This is a genomic window from Brevundimonas albigilva (assembly GCF_023503965.1).
Taxonomy (GTDB): Bacteria; Pseudomonadota; Alphaproteobacteria; order Caulobacterales; family Caulobacteraceae; genus Brevundimonas; species Brevundimonas albigilva.
The window spans coordinates 2,543,286-2,565,897 of sequence record NZ_CP097298.1 but is presented as its reverse complement, the minus strand read 5'-3'; the positions used below and the strand labels follow the sequence as shown (position 1 = coordinate 2,565,897).

At 68.9% G+C, this 22,612-nt stretch carries 28 protein-coding genes; 13 read left to right on the top strand and 15 right to left on the bottom strand.

Annotation, left to right across the window (positions count from 1 at the left end; translation table 11 throughout):
* Window positions 1–7: 7 nt before the first annotated feature.
* Both MU852_RS13510 and MU852_RS13505 read left to right on the top strand, forming a co-directional pair.
* Entirely contained in the window at window positions 8–229 is a 222-nt protein-coding gene (locus MU852_RS13510) for a hypothetical protein (protein WP_249749996.1), read from the top strand.
* Between the two features lie 104 nt (window positions 230–333).
* A complete protein-coding gene (locus MU852_RS13505; protein ID WP_249749995.1) occupies window positions 334–945 on the top strand; it encodes a superoxide dismutase in 612 nt (203 codons plus the stop codon).
* Between the two features lie 71 nt (window positions 946–1,016).
* On the opposite strand, the gene MU852_RS13500 is transcribed toward MU852_RS13505, so the two are convergent.
* Entirely contained in the window at window positions 1,017–1,238 is a 222-nt protein-coding gene (locus MU852_RS13500; RefSeq protein WP_249749994.1) for a hypothetical protein, read from the bottom strand.
* 249 nt (window positions 1,239–1,487) lie between these two features.
* Here MU852_RS13500 and rpsD point away from each other — a divergent pair, with 249 nt between their 5' ends.
* The 3 genes from rpsD to MU852_RS13485 all read left to right on the top strand — a co-directional run bounded on the left by rpsD (window position 1,488) and on the right by MU852_RS13485 (window position 5,071).
* Complete coding sequence (gene rpsD, locus MU852_RS13495) at window positions 1,488–2,105, top strand: 30S ribosomal protein S4 (protein WP_201216789.1); 618 nt, start codon at window positions 1,488–1,490, stop codon at window positions 2,103–2,105.
* Window positions 2,106–2,220: 115 nt separating this feature from the next.
* Window positions 2,221–2,619: a hypothetical protein gene (locus tag MU852_RS13490; RefSeq protein ID WP_249749993.1), complete on the top strand. Its 399-nt coding sequence runs from the start codon at window positions 2,221–2,223 to the stop codon at window positions 2,617–2,619.
* A gap of 91 nt (window positions 2,620–2,710) precedes the next feature.
* On the top strand, window positions 2,711–5,071 hold the full coding sequence (locus tag MU852_RS13485) for a bifunctional diguanylate cyclase/phosphodiesterase (protein ID WP_249749992.1): 2,361 nt from the start codon (window positions 2,711–2,713) through the stop codon (window positions 5,069–5,071).
* Between the two features lie 4 nt (window positions 5,072–5,075).
* Here MU852_RS13485 and MU852_RS13480 read toward each other — a convergent pair whose 3' ends face one another.
* Both MU852_RS13480 and MU852_RS17495 read right to left on the bottom strand, forming a co-directional pair.
* Window positions 5,076–5,840, bottom strand: coding sequence for an oxidoreductase (locus MU852_RS13480; RefSeq protein ID WP_283843629.1), 765 nt, complete (start codon window positions 5,838–5,840; stop codon window positions 5,076–5,078).
* The gene (locus MU852_RS17495; protein WP_283843627.1) at window positions 5,819–6,178 is read right to left on the bottom strand and encodes an oxidoreductase; all 360 of its coding nucleotides are present in this window, start codon (window positions 6,176–6,178) and stop codon (window positions 5,819–5,821) included. Before MU852_RS17495 ends, MU852_RS13480 begins: the two co-directional genes overlap by 22 nt.
* Before the next feature lie 161 nt (window positions 6,179–6,339).
* Between MU852_RS17495 and MU852_RS17490 the strand changes: the two genes are divergently transcribed.
* Both MU852_RS17490 and MU852_RS13475 read left to right on the top strand, forming a co-directional pair.
* The gene (locus MU852_RS17490; protein WP_283843626.1) at window positions 6,340–6,462 is read left to right on the top strand and encodes a hypothetical protein; all 123 of its coding nucleotides are present in this window, start codon (window positions 6,340–6,342) and stop codon (window positions 6,460–6,462) included.
* Complete coding sequence (locus MU852_RS13475) at window positions 6,462–6,842, top strand: hypothetical protein (RefSeq protein ID WP_249749991.1); 381 nt, start codon at window positions 6,462–6,464, stop codon at window positions 6,840–6,842. Before MU852_RS17490 ends, MU852_RS13475 begins: the two co-directional genes overlap by 1 nt.
* Here the strand turns inward: MU852_RS13475 and MU852_RS13470 are convergent.
* Genes MU852_RS13470 through map form a run of 7 tightly spaced genes read right to left on the bottom strand, consistent with a single transcriptional unit; the run spans window position 6,826 to window position 11,026 of the window.
* Window positions 6,826–7,272, bottom strand: coding sequence for an acyl-CoA thioesterase (locus MU852_RS13470; RefSeq protein WP_249749990.1), 447 nt, complete (start codon window positions 7,270–7,272; stop codon window positions 6,826–6,828). The genes MU852_RS13475 and MU852_RS13470 overlap by 17 nt on opposite strands.
* The gene (gene grxD / locus MU852_RS13465; RefSeq protein ID WP_249749989.1) at window positions 7,272–7,628 is read right to left on the bottom strand and encodes a Grx4 family monothiol glutaredoxin; all 357 of its coding nucleotides are present in this window, start codon (window positions 7,626–7,628) and stop codon (window positions 7,272–7,274) included. The genes MU852_RS13470 and grxD overlap by 1 nt, the downstream gene beginning before the upstream one ends.
* A 57-nt stretch (window positions 7,629–7,685) precedes the next feature.
* Window positions 7,686–8,591, bottom strand: a complete 906-nt coding sequence (locus tag MU852_RS13460) for an aldo-keto reductase family protein (RefSeq protein ID WP_249749988.1) — start codon at window positions 8,589–8,591, stop codon at window positions 7,686–7,688.
* 3 nt (window positions 8,592–8,594) lie between these two features.
* Window positions 8,595–8,837, bottom strand: coding sequence for a BolA family protein (locus tag MU852_RS13455; protein WP_249749987.1), 243 nt, complete (start codon window positions 8,835–8,837; stop codon window positions 8,595–8,597).
* Window positions 8,838–8,883: 46 nt separating this feature from the next.
* Window positions 8,884–9,423, bottom strand: coding sequence for a GNAT family N-acetyltransferase (locus MU852_RS13450; protein WP_249749986.1), 540 nt, complete (start codon window positions 9,421–9,423; stop codon window positions 8,884–8,886).
* On the bottom strand, window positions 9,420–10,154 hold the full coding sequence (gene radC, locus MU852_RS13445) for a RadC family protein (RefSeq protein WP_249749985.1): 735 nt from the start codon (window positions 10,152–10,154) through the stop codon (window positions 9,420–9,422). Before radC ends, MU852_RS13450 begins: the two co-directional genes overlap by 4 nt.
* A 53-nt stretch (window positions 10,155–10,207) precedes the next feature.
* Window positions 10,208–11,026, bottom strand: coding sequence for a type I methionyl aminopeptidase (map, locus tag MU852_RS13440; RefSeq protein ID WP_249749984.1), 819 nt, complete (start codon window positions 11,024–11,026; stop codon window positions 10,208–10,210).
* Between the two features lie 330 nt (window positions 11,027–11,356).
* On the opposite strand from map, the gene MU852_RS13435 reads away from it, so the two are divergent.
* Window positions 11,357–12,706, top strand: a complete 1,350-nt coding sequence (locus tag MU852_RS13435; RefSeq protein ID WP_249749983.1) for an OmpP1/FadL family transporter — start codon at window positions 11,357–11,359, stop codon at window positions 12,704–12,706.
* 91 nt (window positions 12,707–12,797) lie between these two features.
* Here the strand turns inward: MU852_RS13435 and MU852_RS13430 are convergent, their stop codons facing one another.
* The 3 genes from MU852_RS13430 to MU852_RS13420 all read right to left on the bottom strand — a co-directional run bounded on the left by MU852_RS13430 (window position 12,798) and on the right by MU852_RS13420 (window position 16,299).
* Window positions 12,798–14,264 carry a DEAD/DEAH box helicase gene (locus MU852_RS13430; protein WP_249751965.1) on the bottom strand — a complete coding sequence of 489 codons (1,467 nt, stop codon included), beginning with the start codon at window positions 14,262–14,264 and terminating at the stop codon, window positions 12,798–12,800.
* 327 nt (window positions 14,265–14,591) lie between these two features.
* Window positions 14,592–15,476 (bottom strand): hypothetical protein, encoded by an 885-nt coding sequence (locus MU852_RS13425; protein WP_249749982.1) that lies wholly within the window; start codon window positions 15,474–15,476, stop codon window positions 14,592–14,594.
* A 67-nt stretch (window positions 15,477–15,543) separates the two neighbouring features.
* Entirely contained in the window at window positions 15,544–16,299 is a 756-nt protein-coding gene (locus MU852_RS13420) for a glutaredoxin family protein (RefSeq protein ID WP_249749981.1), read from the bottom strand.
* Window positions 16,300–16,375: 76 nt separating this feature from the next.
* Here MU852_RS13420 and MU852_RS13415 point away from each other — a divergent pair, with 76 nt between their 5' ends.
* On the top strand, window positions 16,376–16,759 hold the full coding sequence (locus MU852_RS13415; protein ID WP_249749980.1) for a MerR family DNA-binding protein: 384 nt from the start codon (window positions 16,376–16,378) through the stop codon (window positions 16,757–16,759).
* A 2-nt stretch (window positions 16,760–16,761) separates the two neighbouring features.
* Here MU852_RS13415 and MU852_RS13410 read toward each other — a convergent pair whose 3' ends face one another.
* On the bottom strand, window positions 16,762–17,514 hold the full coding sequence (locus tag MU852_RS13410) for an SDR family oxidoreductase (RefSeq protein WP_249749979.1): 753 nt from the start codon (window positions 17,512–17,514) through the stop codon (window positions 16,762–16,764).
* Window positions 17,515–17,619: 105 nt separating this feature from the next.
* Here MU852_RS13410 and MU852_RS13405 point away from each other — a divergent pair, with 105 nt between their 5' ends.
* The 4 genes from MU852_RS13405 (at window position 17,620) to MU852_RS13390 (ending at window position 21,698) form a co-directional block, all read left to right on the top strand.
* On the top strand, window positions 17,620–18,024 hold the full coding sequence (locus tag MU852_RS13405; protein WP_249749978.1) for a winged helix-turn-helix transcriptional regulator: 405 nt from the start codon (window positions 17,620–17,622) through the stop codon (window positions 18,022–18,024).
* Window positions 18,025–18,091: 67 nt separating this feature from the next.
* A complete protein-coding gene (locus tag MU852_RS13400) occupies window positions 18,092–18,502 on the top strand; it encodes a CBS domain-containing protein (protein WP_249749977.1) in 411 nt (136 codons plus the stop codon).
* A gap of 119 nt (window positions 18,503–18,621) precedes the next feature.
* Entirely contained in the window at window positions 18,622–19,002 is a 381-nt protein-coding gene (locus tag MU852_RS13395) for a hypothetical protein (protein WP_430641152.1), read from the top strand.
* A gap of 251 nt (window positions 19,003–19,253) precedes the next feature.
* Window positions 19,254–21,698 (top strand): PAS domain-containing sensor histidine kinase, encoded by a 2,445-nt coding sequence (locus MU852_RS13390; RefSeq protein ID WP_249749976.1) that lies wholly within the window; start codon window positions 19,254–19,256, stop codon window positions 21,696–21,698.
* On the opposite strand, the gene cysQ is transcribed toward MU852_RS13390, so the two are convergent.
* On the bottom strand, window positions 21,695–22,522 hold the full coding sequence (gene cysQ / locus MU852_RS13385; protein ID WP_249749975.1) for a 3'(2'),5'-bisphosphate nucleotidase CysQ: 828 nt from the start codon (window positions 22,520–22,522) through the stop codon (window positions 21,695–21,697). The genes MU852_RS13390 and cysQ overlap by 4 nt on opposite strands.
* Between the last annotated feature and the right edge of the window lie 90 nt (window positions 22,523–22,612).

Sequence of the window (22,612 nt, the reverse complement as noted above, 5' to 3'; positions counted from 1 at the left end):
CACCGCAATGACCGATCCCTACGAGCCGATGTTTTCCGCCCTTTGCCGCGAAGTGGGTTTCTGCCTGCACGACAAGGGCCAGAAGCGGGTCGTGGCGGCGCTGCCGAACGGGCTGGACGCGGCGGTCAGGGCGGTGTTCGCGGCCGAGGGCGTGGACGAGCCGAATGCGCCGGGCGACCTGAAGCGGGCCGTGCGCGACTGCCTGAAGGCCCACTTGCCGCAAAGCTGAGCCGTAACGCATAAGGCGGAACGATTCGGGCCGCACGGCTTGGGTTCAGCGAACGGGCGCCTAGATGAGGCGCATCGGAAATCCTTGTCGAACAGGAGCCCATCATGGCCTTCACCCTGCCGCCCCTCCCCTATGCCTACGACGCCCTGGAACCGGCCATCGACAAGGAGACGATGACCTTCCACCACGACAAGCACCACCAGACCTATGTCGACAACCTGAACAAGGCCGTGGACGCCGACGCCTCGCTGCAGGGCAAGTCGCTGGAAGACATCTTCGCCAGCATCTCCAGCGCCCCGAAGGCCGTGCGCAACAACGGCGGCGGTCACTGGAATCACAGCCTGTTCTGGGAGCTGCTGGCTCCCGAGGGCCAGACGGGCGAGCCGTCGGCCGAGCTGAAGGCCGCCATCGACAGCGACCTGGGCGGCATGGACAAGTTCAAGGAAGACTTCAACGCCGCCGGCGCCGCGCAGTTCGGCTCGGGCTGGGCCTGGCTGATCGTGCAGGACGGCAAGCTGAAGATCACCTCCACCCCGAACCAGGACAATCCGCTGATGGACGTCGCCGACGAGAAGGGCGACGTGGTCCTGGGCGCCGACGTGTGGGAGCACGCCTATTACCTGAAGTACCAGAACCGCCGCGCCGACTATCTGAAGTCGTTCTGGTCGGTGGTGAACTGGAACAAGGTCAACGAGTTGTACGCCGCCGCTAAGTAGGCGACGCCTGTCGAACGTGGCGAAGCCCGCCGGGTCGGACCCGGCGGGCTTTGCCTATCTCGCCTGTCCGCCTAGATGCGCAGATCGAGACCGTGTCGGGCGCGGTCGTTCATCCGTTCCGCATGATGCTGGCGAACGGTGCGTCGCTGACGCAGCATTTCATGGATCCCGTCCGCCAGCTCCAGAAGCTGGGCGTCGTTCAGCGGCTCGACCAGATCCACCAGCCGCCGTTTCAGCGTCTCGAGCGCGACGTCCGACACTCCGCTCTGAAAGCTCTTGGCTTCCGGATCCACCTCAAGTCTCCCTCGATCCAGCAATGAGAGGTTGCAGGCTGGATAAGGCGGTGGCGGACAGTCCGTTCCGTTGAAAACGTGCTTAACGCCCGCCGCGCTTGACTCCCGGCCCGCTCTGGCCATAAGCGCCGCCTTCCACGCCTCCGGTCTCCGGCAGGCGGGATTGATGACGGAAGATGCGTGGACCGCCGTTGAGATCGCATTCCCAATTCAGGGGACGCCGGGCCGCATCGTTGAAAAGAGAACAGAATGTCCAAGCGCCATAGCGCCAAGTACAAGATCGACCGGGCCATGGGTGAAAACCTGTGGGGCCGCTCGAAGTCCCCGGTCAACAAGCGTTCCTACGGCCCCGGCCAGCACGGCCAGCGCCGCAAGTCGAAGGTCTCGGACTTCGGCCTGCAGCTGAAGGCCAAGCAGAAGCTGAAGGGCTACTACGGCAACATCACCGAAAAGCAGTTCGCCAAGACCTACGCCGAGGCCGCCCGCCGCAAGGGCAACACCTCGGAGAACCTGATCGGCCTGCTGGAAGCCCGTCTGGACGCGGTCGTCTATCGCGCCAAGTTCGTCCCGACCGTCTGGGCCGCCCGTCAGTTCGTCAGCCACGGCCACGTGCTGGTCAACGGCAAGAAGGTCGACATCGCCTCGTACCGCGTGAAGGCCGACGACGTGGTCTCGGTCAAGGAAAAGTCGCGCAACATGGCGCTGGTGCTGGAAGCCCAGCAGTCGTCGGAACGCGACGTGCCGGATTACCTGGAACTGGCCGACCGCAGCTTCTCGGTGCGTTTCGTGCGCGCCCCGGAACTGGCCGACGTGCCGTATCCGGTGAAGATGGAGCCGAACCTGGTCGTCGAATACTACGCCTCCTAAGCGAAGGCGCGACCGCAAGACTTCAGGGCCCCGGATACGTCCGGGGCCTTTTGCTTTCCAGATGTTCCCTTCCCGCGCGAATGGGGGCATTCTGCGCGAATTGAGGATCCTGGGCATGGGAGACCGCCGGCCGGTGAAGCGAGCCGCCATCGCACGCGCATCCTTGGGCCTCGCTGGCGCAGCGAGCCTGGCCGCCTGCGCCGGAACCGTCGCGCCCAGCGTGTCCACGGCCGGAATGCCGGGCGCCCTGGAGCCGGTGCACGCAGCCGCCTTCACGCGCAACGAGGCCATCTTCTGGGTCAGCTCCAACGGCTGCACCCGCAAGGAAGACCTGATACCGATCGTCACCATCCAGGGCGGCGACGCGGTCATCACCCTGCGCCGCCTGGACGAGGACAAGTGCCGCGATCCCGAGGTCGACGGCGTCGAGGTGAAGTGGTCGTTCGAGGAACTGGGCCTGGCGCCGGGCCAGGCCGTCAGCGTCAACAATCCCTATCAGCTGCCCCAGACCTGACGGCTTAGCTTTTCATTAGCCGTGATCGTCAGCGGCTTGGTCAAGCTTCCTGGGTACGAAAGCGATCCCAAGTCTCCCGTCGGGTATCGTAATGCGCTTCTTTTCCTGCCTGACCCAAGACCATAACCTGTGGCTCGTCGGACTGGCCGCCGCCCTGTGCGTCCTGGGGTCGGTCGTGGCCGCCCGCCTGTTCCAGCGTCTGCGTTACGCCGAGCGCGGGGCCCGGTCGGCGTGGACCTTCATGGGCGCGGTCGCCACGGGCGCCACCATCTGGTGCACCCATTTCGTGGCCATGATCGCCTATGAGCCCGGCGTCGACATCACCTACGAACCGATGCTGACCGGCGTGTCCCTGGTCGTCGCCATCCTGGGCAGCGCCGCGGCGCTGTGGGTGGGATCGAGACATTTCCGCCGCGCCTCGACCCTGGGCGGCGTGATCTTCGGCCTGGCCGTCACGGCGATGCACTACACCGGCATGGCGGCCTTCGCGGCCGAAGCCGTGGTGCACTGGTCCGCCGCCTACATCGCCGCGTCCGTCATCGGGGCGGTGGTCTTCGGCGCCCTGGCCTTCCAGCGCGTCGAGGCGTCGGGCCGCAGCGGTTCGCCGTGGACCGGCGTGGCCCTGATGGTCGTCGGCATCGTGGCGCTGCACTTCGTGGGCATGGCCGCCATGACGGTGATCCCCCTGGCGCCGCACGACGGCGCCGTCACCGCCGACCAGGCCAACCTGGCCATGGCCTTCGCCGTCGCCGGCGTCGGGCTGCTGGTGCTGGGCACCGGCATGTCCAGCCACGCGCTGGACCTGCAGTCGCGCGCCCGCGCCAAGGCCCATATCGAACAGCTGATGGAGGGCAGCGTCGACGGCATGGTGGTCGAACAGGACGGCCGCATCCTGGCCGCCAACGCCGCCTTCGCCGCCCTGATCCAGGTCGACGCCCCGGCCCTGTCCGGCGACAGCCTGTCGCGCTGGATCGAGGGTCTGGACGGCCTGTCGGTCAGCGCCCTGACGCAGACGACGCTCGCCCTGCCCGGCGGCGCCTCCGTGCCGGTCGAGGTCGCGGTTCGCCGCGACGACGTGCAGGGCGCCGAGGCGCCGTTCATGATCTACGCCGTGCGCGACCTGCGCGCGCGCCTGGCCCAGGAGCGGCGCATCGCCCATCTGGCGCGCAACGACGCCCTGACCGGCCTGCCCAATCGCGCCAGTTTCCTGGAATGGCTCAGCCGCCAGATCGGCGAAACCAGCGTGCATCCGCGCGTCGCCCTGCTGGCGATCGATCTGGACCGCTTCAAGGAGGTCAACGACATCCACGGCCACGCGGCGGGCGACCAACTGCTGATCCGCATCGCCGAGCGCATGAAGGCCGCCCTGAAGCCGGGCGAGTTCGTGGCGCGCCTGGGCGGCGACGAGTTCGTGGCCGTCACGCCGGTCGTCGAACGCGCCGACTCCCTCGACCTGGCCTATCGGCTGCGTAACGCCATCGCCGCGCCCGTGGACCTGGATTTCGCCGAGGTCTCTTGCGGCGCCAGCGTCGGCGTGGCGCTGTGGCCGGACGACGCGACCGACATCTCGGCCCTGATCAACGACGCCGACCTGGCCATGTATCGCGCCAAGGCCTCGCTGACGACCGACGTGTGCTTCTACGAGGAAGCGATGGACGAGGCCGTCCGCAACCGCCGCCGCATGGTGCAGCAGTTGCGCGAGGCGCTGGACCAGGACCAGTTCAGCCTGAATTGGCAGGTCCAGGCCTCGGTCGAGACCGGAGAGATCACGGGTTACGAGGTGTTGCTGCGCTGGATCCGTCCCGACGGCGCCTTCATCTCGCCCGCCGACTTCATTCCGCTGGCGGAGGAAAGCGGCCTGATCCTGCCGATCGGCGAATGGGTGCTGCGCAAGGCCTGCGCCGAGGCGGCGGGCTGGGCCGCGCCGCACAAGATCGCGGTCAACCTGTCGCCGGTCCAGCTGGGTCACGTCGATCTGCCCAGACTGGTCCATCAGATCCTGCTGGAGACCGGCCTGGCGCCCACCCGGCTGGAGCTGGAGATCACCGAGACGGCGATGATCAGCGACATGGAGCGCACGACCCATATCCTGCGCCAGCTGAAGGCCTTGGGCGTGTCGATCGCCATGGACGACTTCGGCACCGGCTATTCTTCGCTGTCGACGCTGCGCGCCTTCCCCTTCGACAAGATCAAGCTGGACCGGTCGTTCATGTCCGAGCTGGACGGCGGCCCCCAGTCCTCGGCCATCATCCGGGCCGTCCTGGCCCTGGGCGAAAGCCTGGCGATCCCGGTTCTGGCCGAGGGGGTGGAGACGCTGGAGCAGCTGTCCTTCCTGCGCGACCAGGGGTGCACCGAGGCGCAAGGCTATCTGCTGGGCCGTCCCAAGCCGGTGGCGGACGACTTGATCCAGCTCGAGGCCAGGACCCTCTGGGCGGGAGCCGCGGCCGCCTGAGCGGTCAGACGGTCCGGCCGTAGCCCGGCCAGGTCGTCTTTCCGGCGCGTTCGTACTGGACGGGCAGGTTCTCGGCCTGGCCCAGGGCGACGGCGGCGTGATGGGCCCAGTTCGGATCATCCAGCGCCGCGCGCGCGATGGCGATCAGATCGGCCTGGCCGGACGCGACGATCTGTTCCGCCTGGTGCGGATCGAAGATCATGCCCACGGCCATGACGACGGCCTGAGGCACGGCGACCTTGACGGCCTCGGCGAAGCGAAGCTGATACCCGGGCTCGGCGCCCGGGATGTCGGCGCGGGCGACGTTGCCGCCCGACGTCAGGTGCAGATAGTCGTAACCCAGGTCGTGCATCGCCGCGCCGAAGGCCACGACCTCCTCCAGCGCGACGCCGCCCTCGACCCAGTCAGAGCCGTTGAAGCGCACGCCAAGCGCCTTTGTCCGGGGCCAGGCGTCCCGCACGGCCTTGGCCACGCGCAGGGGGAACCGAGCCCGGTTCTCGGCCGAGCCGCCGTACTGGTCCGTTCGCTGATTGGAGAGGGGCGACAGGAACTCGCACAGCAGATAGCCGTGCGCCGCGTGGACCTCCACCAGATCGAAACCCGCCCGGTCGGCTCGGCGGGCGGCGTCGGCGAAGGCCGCCACGACCCGGTCCATGTCCGCCTCGGTCATCTCGACGGGCGTGTGCCAACTCTCCTTGAAGGCGAGGGCCGACGGGCCGAACGTCGTCCAGGCGCCCTCCTCCTCCGTCAGGGCCTGCCCCCTTTCCACGGCGCCGCGGTCCAGGCCTTGCGTCCCGCATGGGCCAGTTGGACGCCGATCGGCGTGTCGGAATAGGTCCGCAGCCCCTGGATGATGTCGGCGAAGGCCGCCTCCTGGGCGTCGTTCCACAGGCCGGTGTCGTCCGGCGTGATCCGCCCGGCCGCCTCGACGCCCGTCGCTTCGACGATCACCAGGCCAGCGCCTGAGATGGCCAGCCGCCCCAGGTGCTGGACGTGCCAGGGCTGGGGCACGCCATCCACTGCGGAATATTGGCACATCGGCGCGATCGCGATGCGGTTTCTCAAGGCCAGGGGGCCGACGGCGAGGGGCGAGAACAACAGGCTCATGAAAGGCGTCCGGCGTCAGGTAAGGATGACCCTAGCTATGGCCCGCCCCCGTCCGATCAAGCCCGACCTTGCCGATTGTTCATCCAGCTTGCCGTTTTTTCACGTGTGCCCGGCCCTTGGCCGCGCCACAAAAGGGTCAAGCTTCATTAGGGGAACACCAGATGCTTCGTCTCGCCATCGCCATCGCCATCGCCGCGCCGCTGCTCAGCGGCTGCATCATCATCGCCACGGAAAAGCCCACCACCCGCGTCGTGTCCGCCCCGGCCGCAGAGGCGGCCCAATAATGCGCACGGCTCTCAAACTGCTGACCGCGGGGGTGCTGGCGGCGCCGCTGCTGGCCGGCTGCGTCATCTACAGCAACGAGGCGGGCGAGACCGTCCGCGTCAACATGGGAGACGCCAAGGCGCCGGCGGCCGAGGCGATCCGATCGGCGCGGTTCGCGGACGGCGCCCTGGTGGTCCGCGTGGACTCCAACGGGTGCACCCAGGCCTCGGACTTCGAACTGGCGGTGGTGGACGGGTCGCCGGCCGATATCACCCTGAAACGGACGCGCGAGGACCTGTGCAAGGCCTTGGTCGCCGACGGCGTCGAACTGCGCTGGACCTACGCCGACCTGGGCCTGGAGCCCGGCACGCCGACGCGGATCCTCAATCCGCTGAAGTGACCCGGCCGGCCTGGAACGGCCCCAGCAACTCCGCCGGGATCCGGACGGGGCGCAAGGTCCGGCTTTCCACCAGGCACCACTCCGAGACGCCCTGGGCGCAGACGCGGCCCTGGGCGTCCTCGATCCGCACATAGCGATTGAAGCGCGGCCCCTGGGGATCGCCGACCCAGGTGCGGGCCGTCACGTCCTGCGATCCGGGCGGCAGGGGGCGGAAATAGTCGATCTCGTGACGCAGGGCGACCCAGGACCACCGGCCGCGCGTGTCCTCATCGAAGCGCGCGTTCCAGTGCGCCGTTCCGGCATCCTGAAGCCAGCCGACATAGACCACGTTGTTCACGTGGCCGTTGGCGTCGATGTGTTCGTCACGGACCTCAAGGGGAACCGTGAACAGCTCCCGGTCCGCTCGCGGCTCCAGGACCGCGCGCGCCATCAGGCCTCGCCCAGGACCACGCCCTTTTCGGCCATGAGGGCCTGGAGCTCGCCCGACTGGAACATCTCGCGCACGATGTCTGAGCCGCCGACGAATTCGCCCTTCACATAGAGCTGGGGAATGGTGGGCCAGTCGGTGAAGGCCTTGATGCCCTCGCGCAGGGATTCGTCCTGAAGCACATCGACGCCGACGAACGGCGCGCCGACATGATCCAGGATCTGGACCGCCAGGGACGAGAAGCCGCAGCGCGGCTGGTCCGGGGTGCCCTTCATGAACAGCACGACGTCGTGCTGGCCCACGGTGTCGGCGATGAAGGCGTGGACGGGATCAGCGGCTTGGGTCGCGGTGTCGTTCACTGGGAGGCCCTTTTCTACAAGCCCGTCAGCTAGGCGCCGGCCGCCGCCGGGTCAAGGTCAGGCGGCGCGACTGACCCGCGCCATCTCGATCTGGGCCGACAATCCGGGCGGCAGATCGCGTTCCGGCGTGGCCGCCAGGACCTTCAGCCGCTCGACGTCGTCGGCCTGGACGATCACGCTGGAGATGCTGGGGTCGGTCAGCACATAGGCCAGGCAGATCGCCTCGGCCGTCCAGTGCTGCGTGCGGTAGAGGAAGCCGAACGCATCGTCGCCGCCCCTGCGGGCCGGATGCCCCTCGGGCGCGCGACCGAAGCCGAACAAGCCCTTCTTGACCGGTTCGGACGGGCCGCGACGGGCCTTGCGACGGTCGGTGAAGTAGTCGTAGGCGAACACCGCCATGTCCTGTTCGCGCGCCGAGCGAACGCGGTGCCGCACCGGCCAGCCGGAGTTCAGGTCGAACGGCGTCAGCAGGGCGTCGAAGGCGCCGGTCGACACATAGGCGTCCATCACCTCCCCGCCCCCGGCCACGCCCAGCAGCTTGACCCGTCCCGTCGCGCGCATGGCCTTCAGGGCCTCCAGCGACGATCGGGGCAGTTCGTCCTCGGCCGGTTCCTCCAGGGTGGCCAGGTCGATCCAACCCAAGCCGGAATAGTGCAACACCCGGTCGATTGCAGCGGTCATCCCCTGGGCCGAGAAATCCCGTTGCGGCTTCCTGCCGTCGCCGACGCCCAGCGTCAGGGCCACCGACACCAGCTTGCGGTCGACGTGCGACAGCGCTTCTCCCAGCACCTCGGCCACCACGGGATCGGCCGCCTCGAGCCGATAGCTGTTCAGGCCGCATTCCAGCGCCGTATAGAGCAGGTCCAGCGCCGCGCCGCGTCCGCGCGCCAGGGTCTGCTGACCCAGGCTGAGGGTCAGGTTCGAAACGGCGGCGCCGGAGCTTCCAAACGGCCTGTAGCGCATCGCTCACGCCTCTCCGGACGGCGCGCTGGTTTCCAACGCCAGGGCGTGAAGATCGCCGCCCATCTGACCCTTCAGCGCGGCATAGACCATCTGGTGCTGCCGGACGCGCGAAACGCCGGCGAAGGCCGTCGAGACGACGCGGGCGCGATAGTGGTCTCCATCGCCGGCCAGGTCCTCGATCGCGATCTCCGCGTCGGGAAAGGCCTCCTCCAGGTGCTGACGCAAGGTGTCCACGGACATGGGCATGGATGGATACTCTCGAACTCTGTGCGCCGATCCTGTCAGATAAACCTTAACCGCCGCCTACGCCGCCGCCGCGCGGCCGCCGAAACAGGCGCACCGGCGACCCCTTGTAGTCGGCCTCGGCGTAGGGCGCGTAGCCGACGCCCTGGGCCAGCCGGATGGACGGGTCGTTGTCCGGCGAGATCATGCAGACGGTGGCTTCCGCCGCCAGTCGGGCGTCCGCCCACCCCAGCGCGGCCCTGAGCGCCTCGCCGGCGTAGCCCTGCCCCTGGAAGGCGGGCGCGACGCCCCAGCCCAGTTCCGGGTGGACGAACGGCGGATCCAGCGCGCGGCGATAGTCGAACACGCCGACGCTGCCGACATAGGCGCCGCCTTCGGTCAGCCGGATCGACCAGTTGCCATGTCCCTGCGCGGCCCAGTGCCCCAGGTCGCGCAGCAGGCGGAACCACACCTCTTCCTCGCTCAAGCCCCGGCCCATGATGTGCCGGGTGAAGGTCTCGTCGGACCACAGGGCCAGCAGATCCTGAAGGTCGGACGCCGCGACCGGCGTCAACGTCAGTCGCGAGGTGGCCAGGATCGAGCCGTTCACATCAGCCCCAACTGCTTGAAGCTGGCCACGCCGTCGCGGCCGACGACCAGGTGGTCGTGCACCTCCACGTTCAGGGCGCGGCCGGCCTGCACGACCTGTTTCGTCATCTCGACGTCGGCGCGGCTGGGCGTCGGGTCTCCGGACGGGTGATTGTGCACCAGGATCAGGGCGCTGGCCGACAGCTCCAGCGCCCGTCGCACTACCTCGCGCGGATAGACGGGGGCGTGGTCCACCGTGCCGCGGTTCTGCACCTCGTCCAGGATCAGCTGGTTCTTCTTGTCGAGATAGAGCACGCGGAACTGCTCGCGCGGTTCGTGCTGGAGCGCCACACGGACATAGGCCAGCAGCGCCGACCAGGAGGAGATGACCGGGCGCTTGGCCGTCGGCTCGCGCGCGATCCGGCGCGTCACGTCGAAGATCAGTTGCAGGTCCAGCGCCACCGCGCGCGTGGCCTTGCCAAGCGCATAGCCCAGCGAACGCGCCACCTGATCCTCCACCGCCTCGTGGCTGGCCGCGCCGATGCCTTCCAGCCCGCCGAACCGGGCCAGCAGATCCTTGGCCAAGGGCTTGGTGTCCTTGTAGGGCACGCTGCGGAACAGCAGCAGTTCCAGCAACTCATAGTCCGGCAGGGCGTCCAGGCCGCCCTTGGCCGCGCGCTCTCGCAGGCGGTCGCGGTGCCCGCCATGACGCGGCGCGGTCTTCTGCGGTCGCGGTGCGCTCTCTTCCAGCATCCCAGCCCTCCGCTCCGCAACCTAGGCGGAACGGCCAGGCGCCGCCAGAGGCGTCAGAGAGGCTTGAACAGGCCCTTGGGCGAGGCGGTGAAGATTTCCACGCCGTCCTCGGTCACGCCCACCGTGTGTTCGCACTGGGCCGACAGGGACTTGTCGCGGGTCACGGCGGTCCAACCGTCCGACAGCACCTTCACGTGCGGCTTGCCCAGATTCACCATCGGCTCGACCGTGAAGAACATGCCGGCCTTCAGGGTCGCGCCCTCGCCCTTCCGGCCATAGTGCAGGACGTTGGGGCTGTCGTGGAAGACGCGGCCGATGCCGTGGCCGCAGAAGTCGCGCACCACGCTCATGCGCTGGGCCTCGACGAACTTCTGGATGGCGAAGCCGATGTCGCCGAACGTGTTTCCGGGCTTCACCTGGGCCAAGCCCAGTTCCAGCGACTGATAGGTGACGTCGACCAGCTTCTTGGCGCGGGTCGGCACCTCGCCCACGCCGTACATCCGGCTGGAATCGCCGTGCCAGCCGTCGACGATCACCGTGTGGTCGATGTTGACGATGTCGCCGTCCTTCAGCACCCGGTCGCCCGGGATCCCGTGGCAGACCACGTGGTTGATCGAGGTGCAGACGGTCTTTTCGTACCCCTTGTAGCCCAGGCAGGCCGGCAGGCCGCCGTTGTCCAGGGTGAACTCGCGGATCAGGTCGTCGATCTCGCCGGTGGTGACGCCGGGCTTCACGTGATCCGCGATCATGTCCAGCGCCTCGGCGACCAGACGGCCGGCCTTGCGCATCCCTTCGAACGCTTCCGCATCGTGGATGCGGATGGCGCTGGAGCGGACCATGACGTCGGTGTCGAGTTCGGGCGTTTCGTACATGAAGCGTGTCTGCGAAAGTGTGGGGCGGGGCGAAGAGGGACGCCGCAGATGGTCGTTATAGCACAAAACCTCAAGCCCGGCCTTCCCCTGCGCCATTCCGCCCGGTCCGCGCGAAGACGCACGATTTGATCGACGGCGGCCATGTTCGGGCACTGATGTTGCCGTCGCGTAACCTCTCGAAGCCGTGATCGTGTGCGGCGCCGGCGCCACGGTTTCGCCCGTTTCGGAGCAGAGAGCGGCCTTGCATGCAACGTTTTCGTGTCGGAAGCGCTGCGGCACCGTCTCTCCCCGAACCCGCCGCGCGACGGCGGGACTGTATTAGGATTGGTCATGAATCCCAGGAACATCACTCGCCTCGGCGGGATCGCCCTCACGTCCGCTCTGCTGGCCGGCGTCGCCGCCCCGGCCTTCGCCGGCTCCTTCTATGTGCAGGAGCAATCGACCCGCGGTCAGGGTCGCGCCAACGCCGGCGTCGGCGCAGACAAGGGCGTGCAATCGCTGTGGTGGAACCCGGCCGCCATCGCCGGAACCCAGCGCGAACTGTACGTGGGCGCGCACGGCCTGATCCTCGACTCCGACGTCGACGACCGCGGCTCCAGCTTGGCCTACAACGTCCCGGTGACCGGCGTCGGCGTCATCAGCAACACCGAAGCCGTCAACGGCGACCCGCACGTCCACGAAGTCGTCGAAAGCGGCATCGTGCCGAACTTCGCCGTCTCGATGCCGATCGGCGACCGCTTCAACGTCGGTCTGGCCGTCCAGGCCCCCTACAACTTCACCACCAAGTACGAGCCGACCGACTTCGCGCGCTATGACGCCCTGACGTCGGAACTGCGCTCGGCCAACGTCAGCCTGGTCGCCGCCATGTCGGTCACCGACTGGCTGGACATCGGCGCCGGCTTCGACGCCCAGTACGCCAAGGCGACGCTGAGCTCGGCCCTGCCGAACGTGCCGGTGCCCGCCGTGCTGTCGCCGGCCTATGTGATCAACCCGGCCTCGGACGGCCGCAACGACCTGGAAGGCGACGGCTGGGACTACGGCTGGAACGCCGGCGCCCAGATGCACTTCGGCAGGCTGGACCTGGGCCTGTCGTACCGCTCGGAGATCGAGCACGAGCTGGAAGGCTCGGTGAACATCTCGGGCCTGACCGGCCTGCTGGCCGGCGCCAACGTGTCGGCTGACGGCGGCGCCACCTTCACCACGCCCTGGTACGCCACCGTCTCGGCCCGCTACGCCGTCAACGACCGCCTGACCCTGAACGCCCAGGTCAACCAGATCGGCTGGAGCGAGTTCGACGCCATCCGCGTGGCCTACACCGGCGGCGGCTCGACCATCGTCCAGGACTATGACGACGTCACCACCGGCGCGATCGGCTTCGATTACATGATCGATCCGACCATGACGGTTCGCGCGGGCGTGGGCTACGACCCGACGCCGACCCCGGACGACCATCGCACCGCCCGCATCCCGGACGGCGACCGCTGGCTGTACGCCGCCGGCCTGTCCAAGACGGTGGGCAGCATGACGTTCGACGGCGCGGTGACCTACATCGACATCGACACGGCCACGATCAACGACACCCGTGACCTGTACGGCAACGGCCTGGTGGTTTCGAGCCTGCGCGGCGAGGCCAAGGGCTCCGGCGTCGGCTTCTCGCTGGGCGCGACCTGGAACTTCTGAGGACTGTCCCCGGCTGACATGAGAACGGCGGCTCCCTTGCGGGAGCCGCCGTTTTTTCTTTCCTCCACCGCGTAGCGGGTGAGGAACCTGGTCAGCCCTGGGCCGAGCCGTAACCCTTGCCGCCGTTCGACGGACGACGACGGCGCGGCCGGCGCTTCATCTCGCCGACAGGCTTGGGTTCGCGCGGCGTCACATTCTCGCCGGCCATCGGATTGTAGGTCCGTTCGGGCCGGGGCGCCGCCGCGGCCTCTCCGCCGCCGCCGCGGTTGCGACGCTGGCGGTGCGGCTGGCCGCCGCCCTCGGGACGGACGCCGTCGCGATGCGGGTTGCGACGACCGCGACCGCCGCGGCCGCCCTCGTTGCGCTCGCCGCCCTCGCGCTCGGGTAGGGTCGCCTTTTTGCCGACGCCCGAAGCCATGATGGAGGCGTCCAGCTGGGCCAGCTGCTTGTCGTTGCGGCGATCGACGGCCGGGATCTTCTGGCGCGTGACCTTTTCGATGTCCTTCAGCAGCTTCATCTCGTCGCCGGCGACGAAGCTGATGGCAGTGCCGTCGGCGCCCGCGCGGGCCGTCCGGCCGATGCGGTGCACATAGGCTTCCGGCACGAAGGGCAGTTCGAAGTTCACGACGTGCGAGACGCCGTCCACGTCGATGCCGCGCGCGGCGATGTCGGTGGCGACCAGGACGCGCAGCTTGCCCTTCTTGAAGGCTTCCAGCGTGCGTTCGCGCTGGGGCTGAGACTTGTTGCCGTGGATGGCGCCGGCCTCGACGCCGCCCGCTTCCAGATAGGCCGCGACCTTGTCGGCGCCGTGCTTGGTCTTGGTGAAGACCAGGCAGCGGGTGAAGCCCGGATCGCTGAACAGCTCGGTCAGCAGGGCGCGCTTGCGGCCCTGTTCGATGTGCACGACCGACTGCTTGATGCGCTGGACGGTGGTGGACTGGGGCGTGACCTGGACCTTGACCGGGTCCTTCAGCAGTTCGCCCGCCAGCTTGCCGATCTCGGTCGGCATGGTGGCCGAGAAGAACAGGTTCTGGCGGCGCGCCGGCATCCGGCTGACGATCTGGCGGATCGGCTTGATGAAGCCCAGGTCCAGCATTTGATCGGCTTCGTCCAGGACGAAGATTTCGGTCTGCGACAGGTCCAGGGTCTTCTGCTGGATGTGGTCCAGCAGGCGGCCCGGCGCGGCGACCAGGATGTCCAGGCCCTGCTGCAGGGCGCGTTCCTGGGCGCCGTATTTCACGCCGCCGAAGATCACCGCGACCCGGAAGCCCAGATGGGCGCCATAGGCCTTGAAGCTGTCGCCGATCTGGCTGGCCAGCTCGCGCGTGGGCGACAGGATCAGGGCGCGCGTGGTGCGAGGCACGGGCGGGGTGCGGTTCTCAGCCAGGCGATGCAGGATCGGCAGGGCGAAGGCGGCGGTCTTGCCGGTACCCGTCTGGGCGATGCCCAGCAGGTCCTTGCCGGCCATGACGTCGGGAATGGCCTTTTCCTGGATCGGAGTCGGCTTGGTGTAGCCTTCCGACGCCAGCGCCTGGAGAAGGGCCTTGTTCAGGCCCATGGATTCAAAGGTGGTGCTCAAAGCAGTCTGTCTTTCGCGTGCGGCGGCGCGCTCAACAGCCATGGCATGACGCCGAAGGGCCGCGCTCCGCCAGTCCCGACGGGGCTTCGGGATGAAGCCTGCGGGGTGGATCGGGCGCCGCCCCGCGTGTCCGGGCAGCGAATGAACTTGAGGGGCCGGCGGCTGCTACAGACAGGTCTGAAAAGACCCACACGCGCTGGAGACGCCGGAGATCGCGATTGTGCGATGCAGCGCAAATGGGCGCTGGCGCGTGAAAAGTCAAGCCGACCGGGCCGCGCGTCGCCGCGCGGCCCGGCGCAAGGCGGCTCAGCGGTTGACGCGCGCTTCCAGCTCGCCGATGCGGCGGGTCAGATAGGCCGTGTCGTCGCTGGACGCGGCGTAGCGGCCATAGGCGGTGTTCAGCCGCTGCAGATCGCCCAGGGCGACGCGAATGTCGGCGGCTTCGGCGCGGGTGATCCTGGACGCGTTCTCGGCGGTGGTGATCGAGGTCTGCAGCGCCGTCAGGCGCTGGGCCGGGGTCTGGTTAGCGGTCGCGGCCTGACCCGCCGGACCGTCGCCGACCCGCGCGTCCAGGGCGTCCAGCCGTGCGTCCAGATCGGCCCGTTCGCTGGCGCTGATGACGCCGTCGGCCTGATAGCGCGTCTCCAGCTGGATCACCGCCTGATAGTCGGTCTTCAGCTGGGTGGCCTGGGTGCGGGTGATGCGGCGCGCGGTCACGGCGGCGTCGACGCGGCGCTCGAAGTCGGTTCGGCCGGCCGCGACATTGGCGGTCTCGCCATAGCCGGCGGCCCCGGAATCCAGCGTCTGGATCAGGGCGTTGTAGCGGGCGCTCAGATCGGTGCGCTCTTGGGTGGTGATGCCGCCGGCGGAATATTGCCGCTCAAGGTCGACGAGGCTGGCGTAGTCGGCCCTGAGCTTGGTCCCCGCCGCCGAGGACACGGCGCCCGAACGGACGCTGGCGTCCACGCGCGTTGCGAACTGGGATTGCCCGTCGCTCAGGGGACGGCCGCCGCGCAGCCACGCCTGGTCCATGGCCGACAGGCCCAGGCGGTCGCCGAACAGGGCGCCGACCACGGCGCCAAGGCGGTCCTGATTGGTCTGGGTTCCGCTTTGCGCCACGGCGGCGCTGGCGCTGACGCCCAGGATTGCGGCGGCCGAAGTGGCCAGGATCGTGCGGTTGAAAAGGGACATACGATGCGTCTTTCGGGCTGTGTCGGTTGTCCAGAGAACGGGGCTTTCGGGCGATGGTTGCCCCCAATCAACCCCACGCCATCCAGCCCATCCACGCCGCCATCAGCACCATCATCACGTTCTCGGTCAGCGACAGGAAGCCCAGCGGGACGTTGCTGTCGCCCCCGACGCAGGCGCATTTCAGCTCTCGCTTCTGGATGTAGACGGCCTTGAACACCGACCATCCGCCGACCAGGCCGATGAAGGCCGCCGCCGGCGCAGACAGCCAGGTCAGCACGCCCGCGATCATCAGCACGCCCGCGCCCAGTTCCACGAACGGATAGACATAGGCGTAGGGAACCCAGCGCCGCGCCATCAGGTCGTAACCCAGGAACATGGTGGCGAAGCCGTCCAGGTCGCGCAGCTTCAGCATGGCCAGGGCGCACATGGAAAAGGCGATGAACCAGGCGGGCGTCCGCACGGTCAGCAGCGTCCCCGCCGCGAAGGCGGCCGCGATCGCCATCAGGGCGGCGACAGCGAACACCACCAGGACCGGCGTATAGGTCTTGCGATCCTTGTCCGGCGCGGGCTTGCCCAGAAAACGGCGCAGGTCGTCGTAGCCGCCGATCCGCTTGCCGCCGATGAAGATCTGGGGCGTGGTCTTGACGCCGTGTTCGGCCTTGAAGGCGTCGGTCTGCTCGCGCGTGGTCAGCCAGCGGTCGTCGACGGCGTAGCCCTGGCTTTTCAGCAGGTGACGCGCGCGCAGCCCCCAGGGACAGACGTGCCTGTCCATCACCATGCGATAGAGAACGGCGGTCTTTTCTGCGGTCTGTTCTTCGGTCACGGGGGCGGCTCCTTGGACGTTGCGCGAGATGGAACGTCGCCCATGTGGGGTGCGGACCATGGTACGGAGTCAAGGCATGAGCGTAACGATAGCCGGGCTGGCTCGCGCCGGCGGCGTGGGCGTCGAAACGGTGCGCTACTATCAGCGACGCGGCCTGATGCCGACGCCGGACGGGGCCGGCGGCGTGCGCCGGTACGGAGAGGCGGAGGCGCGCCGCCTGCGATTCATCCGCTCGGCCCAGGCGGCCGGCTTCACCCTGGAGCAGATCGGCGAACTGCTGGCGCTGGACGCCGGGCACGACCACGCGCGGGCCCGCGCCCTGGCGCAGGCGCGGATCGCCGAGCTGGACGTCAGGATCGCCGAACTGGAGGCGGCGCGGAACGCGCTGCGGCGGTTGGCGAAACAGTGCGGCGCGGCCAGGGACGGACCGTGCCCGATCCTGGCGGCGTTCGACGGCTGAGATCAGCGGCCGTTCAGGGCCGTGAACACCGCATCCCAGTTTCCACCGCTCTCGGCCTGGCGCAGCGGCTTGACCCGCTCGACCAGGATTTCGCCGCGCGGGGTGTCGCCGCCTTCGATCAGGCCCATGACCTCGGCGATATAGTCGGCCAGGGGCATGGAGTTGGGGTTTTCCGCGTGTCCCGGCATCAGGTCGGTCGCGACGGCGGGCGGGGCCAGTTCCAGCACCTCGACCGAGGTATGGCGGAGCTGGTGGCGCAGGGAGACGCTCCAGCTGTGCATGGCCGCCTTGGTGGCGTTGTAAGTCGGCGTCGCGGCCAGCGGAATGAAGGCCAGGCCCGACGTCACGGTCATGACGAAGGCCGACGGCTGGGCCTTGAGATGCGGCAGCAGGCCGGCGGCCAGACGGATCGGCCCCAGCAGATTGGTGTTGATGGTCGCCTCCGCCGTCGCCAGGTCGAAAGGCTCGGCCGTCAGGTCTTCCGCCTTCATGATCCCGGCGTTCAGGATGACGCCGTTCAGGTCCGGATGGTTCGAGACGATCCGGGCGCAAAAGTCGCGCACGGCGGCCGCGTCCTCGACGTCCAGGACCGCCCAGGCCATGCCGGGATTTTCCTGGGCCGTCTCCTTCAGCACCGCCTCGCGGCGGCCGGTGATGACGATGCGGTTGCCGCGCGCGTGCAGCGCCTCGGCCAGGGCGCGGCCGATGCCGGTGCCGCCCCCGGTGATCAGGATGGTGTTGCCGGTGATGTTCATGGGAAGGCTCCTTTATCTGGTGCGCGCAGAGAGGTAGAGGTGATGCTCTCCAACAGAAAGTAGGCACCGAAAAGCGCCATACTTACTGAAACGAAAGATTTGGACATGACGGCCGTTCCGCCCGCAAGAATCGCTCACCCCGAAACCGGGGCGGTCGCCGATCCGCGCGTGGAGGCGCTGGTCAACGACGTCATCGGCCGGGTGGCGGACAAGTGGACCATGCTGGTGCTGGAGGTGCTGGCCGAACATGGCGAGCTGCGTTTCAGCCGGGTGGGCGATCTGGTCGGCGGGATCAGCCAGAAGATGCTGACCCAGACGCTTCGGCAGATGGAGCGCGACGGACTGGTGATCCGGACGGCGCATCCGGTGATCCCGCCCAAGGTGGAATACAGGCTGACCGACCTGGGCCTGACGCTGGCTGAGGCCTTCTGCGGGGTATGGACCTGGGCCGAGGCGAACATCGAACGGATCGAATCCGCCCGCGCCGCCTTCGACGCCCGCAAGGCCTAGGCGGCCCCGGAACCTCGGCCGTTCGCGCGGGTTGATCCGGTCGAACGGCAGCCAAGGGAGTCTCGCCATGAAGGTTCGCGACGTCATGACCCGCGATGTCCATATCGCCCGCCCCGGAGACACGCTTCGCGAGGTGGCGGAACGGATGGCGCGCGGCGATTTCGGCTTCATCCCCGTGGCCGAGGGCGACCGGCTGATCGGCACGATCACGGATCGCGACATCGTCGTGCGCGCCGTGGCGGCCGGCGCGTCGCCGGATTCGCCGGTGATCGAATACATCAGCCGCGACGCCCAGACCGTGCGCGACGACGCCGATCTGAAAACCGTTCTGGACCTCATGAGCGGCCGCCAGATCCGGCGCGCGCCGGTGGTCGACAAGCACGAGCGCGTCGTGGGCGTCGTCTCGCTGGGCGACCTGTCGACGCGCGTGAAGGAAAAGTACGCGGGCGAGACGCTGGAAAGCATTTCACGCGCTTGAAAGCGGGCGACCAGCCACGGGCGACAGGCGTTCAGCCTTTCTTCACCGCGTCTGCGAACCCCGCGCTAAGTCCGTGTCTTCATCCTGATCGACGGGCGGATCAGGACGAAGGACCAGCCATGGCGCGCGCGCAGTTCCAGAAGGGCCAGAAGGTCTGGGTCGAATGCGTCGGCGCCTGGGCCCATATCGAGAAGGTCCAGCCCGTGTGGGCCAAGGGCTTCGACGAACCGGTGCGCGTCACCTACGACGTCGGCCTGGGGCGGGACTTCGCCGGGGCGGAGCTTCAACTGGCGGTCGACGATCCGGCCGCCAACGACCTGAACCAATGGCGTCTGATGCGGGCCCGCAACAAATGGCAGTCCGAGGACGATTGCCTGCATCACCCCTTCCCCGGCAGCTATCCGGTCGTCGTCACCGACTCGGCGGACTGGGGCGGATGGCGCGTTCCGGGGCCGAATACGACCGGGATCCGGAACGGATCGAGTTCCAGGCGCGCCTGATCGCCGCCACGCCCCGGCTGTTGCATCTGGCGGAACAGCTGATGGTGCTGGTGGCCGATTCCCCGGAGGACGCGCCGCCCCCGTGCTGGCCCTCGCGCGACAGGCGCGAGAGATCACCGAGGCCGTCACGCGCGTGCCGGGAGAGGCGCCGGCGGCGGCCTGAACGCAAAACTCCGCAAACCAAGCCTCGACACGAATCTGCGACGCAGCCTAGATTCCCCTGGCAGAGGAATTGGGGTCGGGAGATCGCCTTGCCAGGCAGTGAGCGGCGCGGACAGACGCCGGGGCGACGCGCCTCGGATCGCGCCGCCGGCACGCCCGCCTGGCTGAGGGTCGCCGTCCTGGGCATGGCGCTGGCGGCCGCAGCCTATGTGCTGTTGGCCGCGCGCGAAGTCGGACGACCGGCCCGCGAGGCCGAAGCGCTCCGCGACGAGACCGTAAGCCAGGCCGCCGCTCTCCTGGCCGCCCAAACCCGTTTGCGGCTGGACGCGGCCCAGGCCGGGCTGAACGCGGGGGCGGCGAAGCTGAACGCCGGCGGCGCGCCGCTCGAGGCGGTCGAGGCTGCGCGGCGGGCGGCCCCGACGACGGCCTTCATCGTGCGCGACCCCGCCGGACGGCCCCTGGCCGTGACTGGCGCCGAGGCCCAGGCGTTCGAAGCCCGCGCCGGGACCGGCCCGATCCGCGCCGCATCGGACGGCGCCCTGCTTGTCGTCGGACCGCGGCTGAGCGCCCGCATCGTCCTGTCGCCGCCGAGCCCCGGCGCAGCGACCCTGCGGCTGGCCGGCGCGGACGACCTGATCCTGGCCTCGACCCAGTCGGACGAAACGGGCCAGCCGGCGTCCGCCGTGATCGGCGCCGCCCCAGCCGAACTGGCGGCCGGGGGGCAGCCCCGCTCGCTCGCCGTCGAGGGTCGGTCCGCGGCCACGGCGGCGGCGGCCGTCCCCGGCGCAGGCCTGTTCGCCGTGGCCGCTCGCCCTGCGCCGCCGGCGGGCGTCGCGGCCCTGCTCAGCGACGCCTGGGTTCTGGCCGCCCCGCTGCTTCTGGGATTGGGCGTCCTGGCCCTTCTTCTGTTTCAGCGCTGGCGGCGCGCGAGAGCCAGCCGCGACATCGCCTCGGCCGAAAAACGCTTCCGCATCGCCGTGGAGGCCGCCCGTTGCGGGGTTTGGGAATGGGACCTGGACGGCGACGAAGTCACCCTGTCGGACTATATGGCCGCCATGCTGGGCTTCGCGCAGGGCGGCGTGGTCGATACGGCCGCGGTCATGGAGCGCATCCACCCGCGCTATCGCGACGAAGTGGCCCACGCCCTGCGCCAGGCCGCCGCCTACGGCGCCTTCGAAGTGACCTTTCCCGTGCCTCTGGAGCGGGGCGGGGTGCGCTGGATCGACGCGCGCGGTCAGGCGCGCGGCCAGCGGAACGACGACGGCTTCTCCGCCATCCTGGGCGTGGCGCTGGACATCACCGAGGCGCGCCGCGCCAAGGTCCGCGCCGAAGCGGCGGAGAGCCGGCTGCGCGACGGGGTGGAAAGCATCTCGGACGCCTTCGTCCTGTTCGACCGGCAGGGCCGGCTGATCCTGTGGAACCAGGCCTTCATGGACGCCTTCGGCTTCGAGCCGGGCGTGGTCCGGCGCGGCGCGATGAAGGACGAACTGAACCGCATCGCCGCCCTGGCGATCAAGGCCGACCACCCGCCGGTCGACAACCGCGCGGGACGGCGCGAACTGGAACTGAACGACGGCCGCTGGCTGCAGATGAACGAGCGCTTCACCTCGGAAGGCGGTTCGGTCGTCACCGCCGCCGACATCACCGCCATCAAGCAACAGGAGGCCGAGCGGAACCGCGCCGCCAACCACCTGCGCCAGATGGTGGATCAGCTGGAGATCAGCCGCGAACAACTCAGCCTGCTGGCGCGCAAGTACGAGGTCGCGATGACCCGCGCCGAGGCGGCCAACCAGGCCAAGTCCGAATTCCTGGCCAATATGAGCCACGAACTGCGCACGCCGCTGAACGCCATCAACGGCTTCTCGGAGATCATGGCCGCCGAGATGTTCGGGCCGCTGGGCGACGCCCGCTACAAGGGCTATGCGGGCGACATCCTGAAGTCGGGCCAGCACCTGCTCAGCCTGATCAACGACATTCTGGACATGGCCAAGATCGAGGCCGGCAAGATGACGCTGCACTACGAGCCGGTGTCGCTGAAGGAGGTCTGCGAGGACGCGGTGCGGCTGATGCGGGGCAAGGTGCAGGAGGCGGGCCTGACCATCGCGGTCCGCGCCGCCGATCTGCCCGACATCGAGGCCGACTACCGCGGGGTCAAGCAGGTGCTGCTGAACCTGATCTCCAATGCGGTGAAGTTCACGCCCGAGGGCGGGTCGATCACCCTGACGCTAAGCCCCTCCGTCGGCGAGGACGGGGAGCAACGGGTCCGCGCCGCCTGCACGGACACCGGCATCGGCATCGCGCCAGAGGACCTGGTGCGTCTGGCCCGCCCGTTCGAACAGGTCGAGGGCCAGCATTCCAAGACCACCCAAGGCACCGGCCTGGGCTTGGCCCTGACCAAGTCGCTGATCGAGATGCACGGCGGCGCCATGCGGATGGAAAGCGCGCCCGGCGAAGGCACCACCGTCAGCTTCGACCTGCCCGTCCGCCGTCCGGCGACCCAGGCGGCGCCGATGCAGGAACGCGCGGCGGCCTAGCCGCCCATGGCCACGAACGGACCGTTCAGGAAGCGGGGCTTGCCATAGGCCAGGCGCTGGCCGTCGTCGGCCAGAACGCGGCCGCCGGCGGCTTCCAGCACCGCCTGGCCGGCCGCCGTGTCCCACTCGGACGTCGGGCCGGAGCGCGGATAGGCGTCGAAGCGCCCCTCGGCGATCAGGCAGAACTTCAGCGAGGAATCGGTCCCCTGCCAACGGGTGCAGCCGTGCCGCGCGGCCAGGCGGGCGGCCTCCTCGTCGGTCACGCTGTGGCTGAGCAGGGCCAGCCCTTCCTGGGGCCGGTCGCGCACGCGGATCGGCCGCCATTCGGCGCCGGCGTGGGCCTCGCCCTCCTGGACGTCTCCGAACTGGCGGCGCAACGCCCCGCCGCCGGGCGCGTCGGCGCGCCAGGTCGTGGCGGTGGCGGGCGCGGTCACGACGCCGGCGACCGGGTAGCCGTCATGGATCAGGGCGATGTTGACGGTGAAAGCCTCGCCGCCGCGGATGAAGCCCTTGGTGCCGTCCAGCGGGTCGATCAGCCAGAACCAGCCCTCGGCCGCGTCGGGCGCGCCCTCGGCGGCGACCGCCTCTTCCGCCACGGTCTGCACGCCCGGATAGGCGGCGGCCAGGCGTTCCAGGATCAGCGCCTCGGCGGCGCGGTCGGCCTGGGTGACGGGGCTGTCGTCGGCCTTGGTCTCGACCGTCGCGCCGTTGCGCCAGAAGGGCAGGATCACGCGGGCCGCGTCCTCGGCGATCTCGGCCAGGGCCAGGGACAGGGCGCCGGAGTTCAGATCCTGGGCCAGCTTGTTGTCGGAATGGGTCGTCATCGGGCGGTCGATAGAGCATCGCGGCGGTTCCATGAACCGACAAATCACGTCAGGTTCGCGCCCGACACGAACTGTGACCCGAACGCCCCG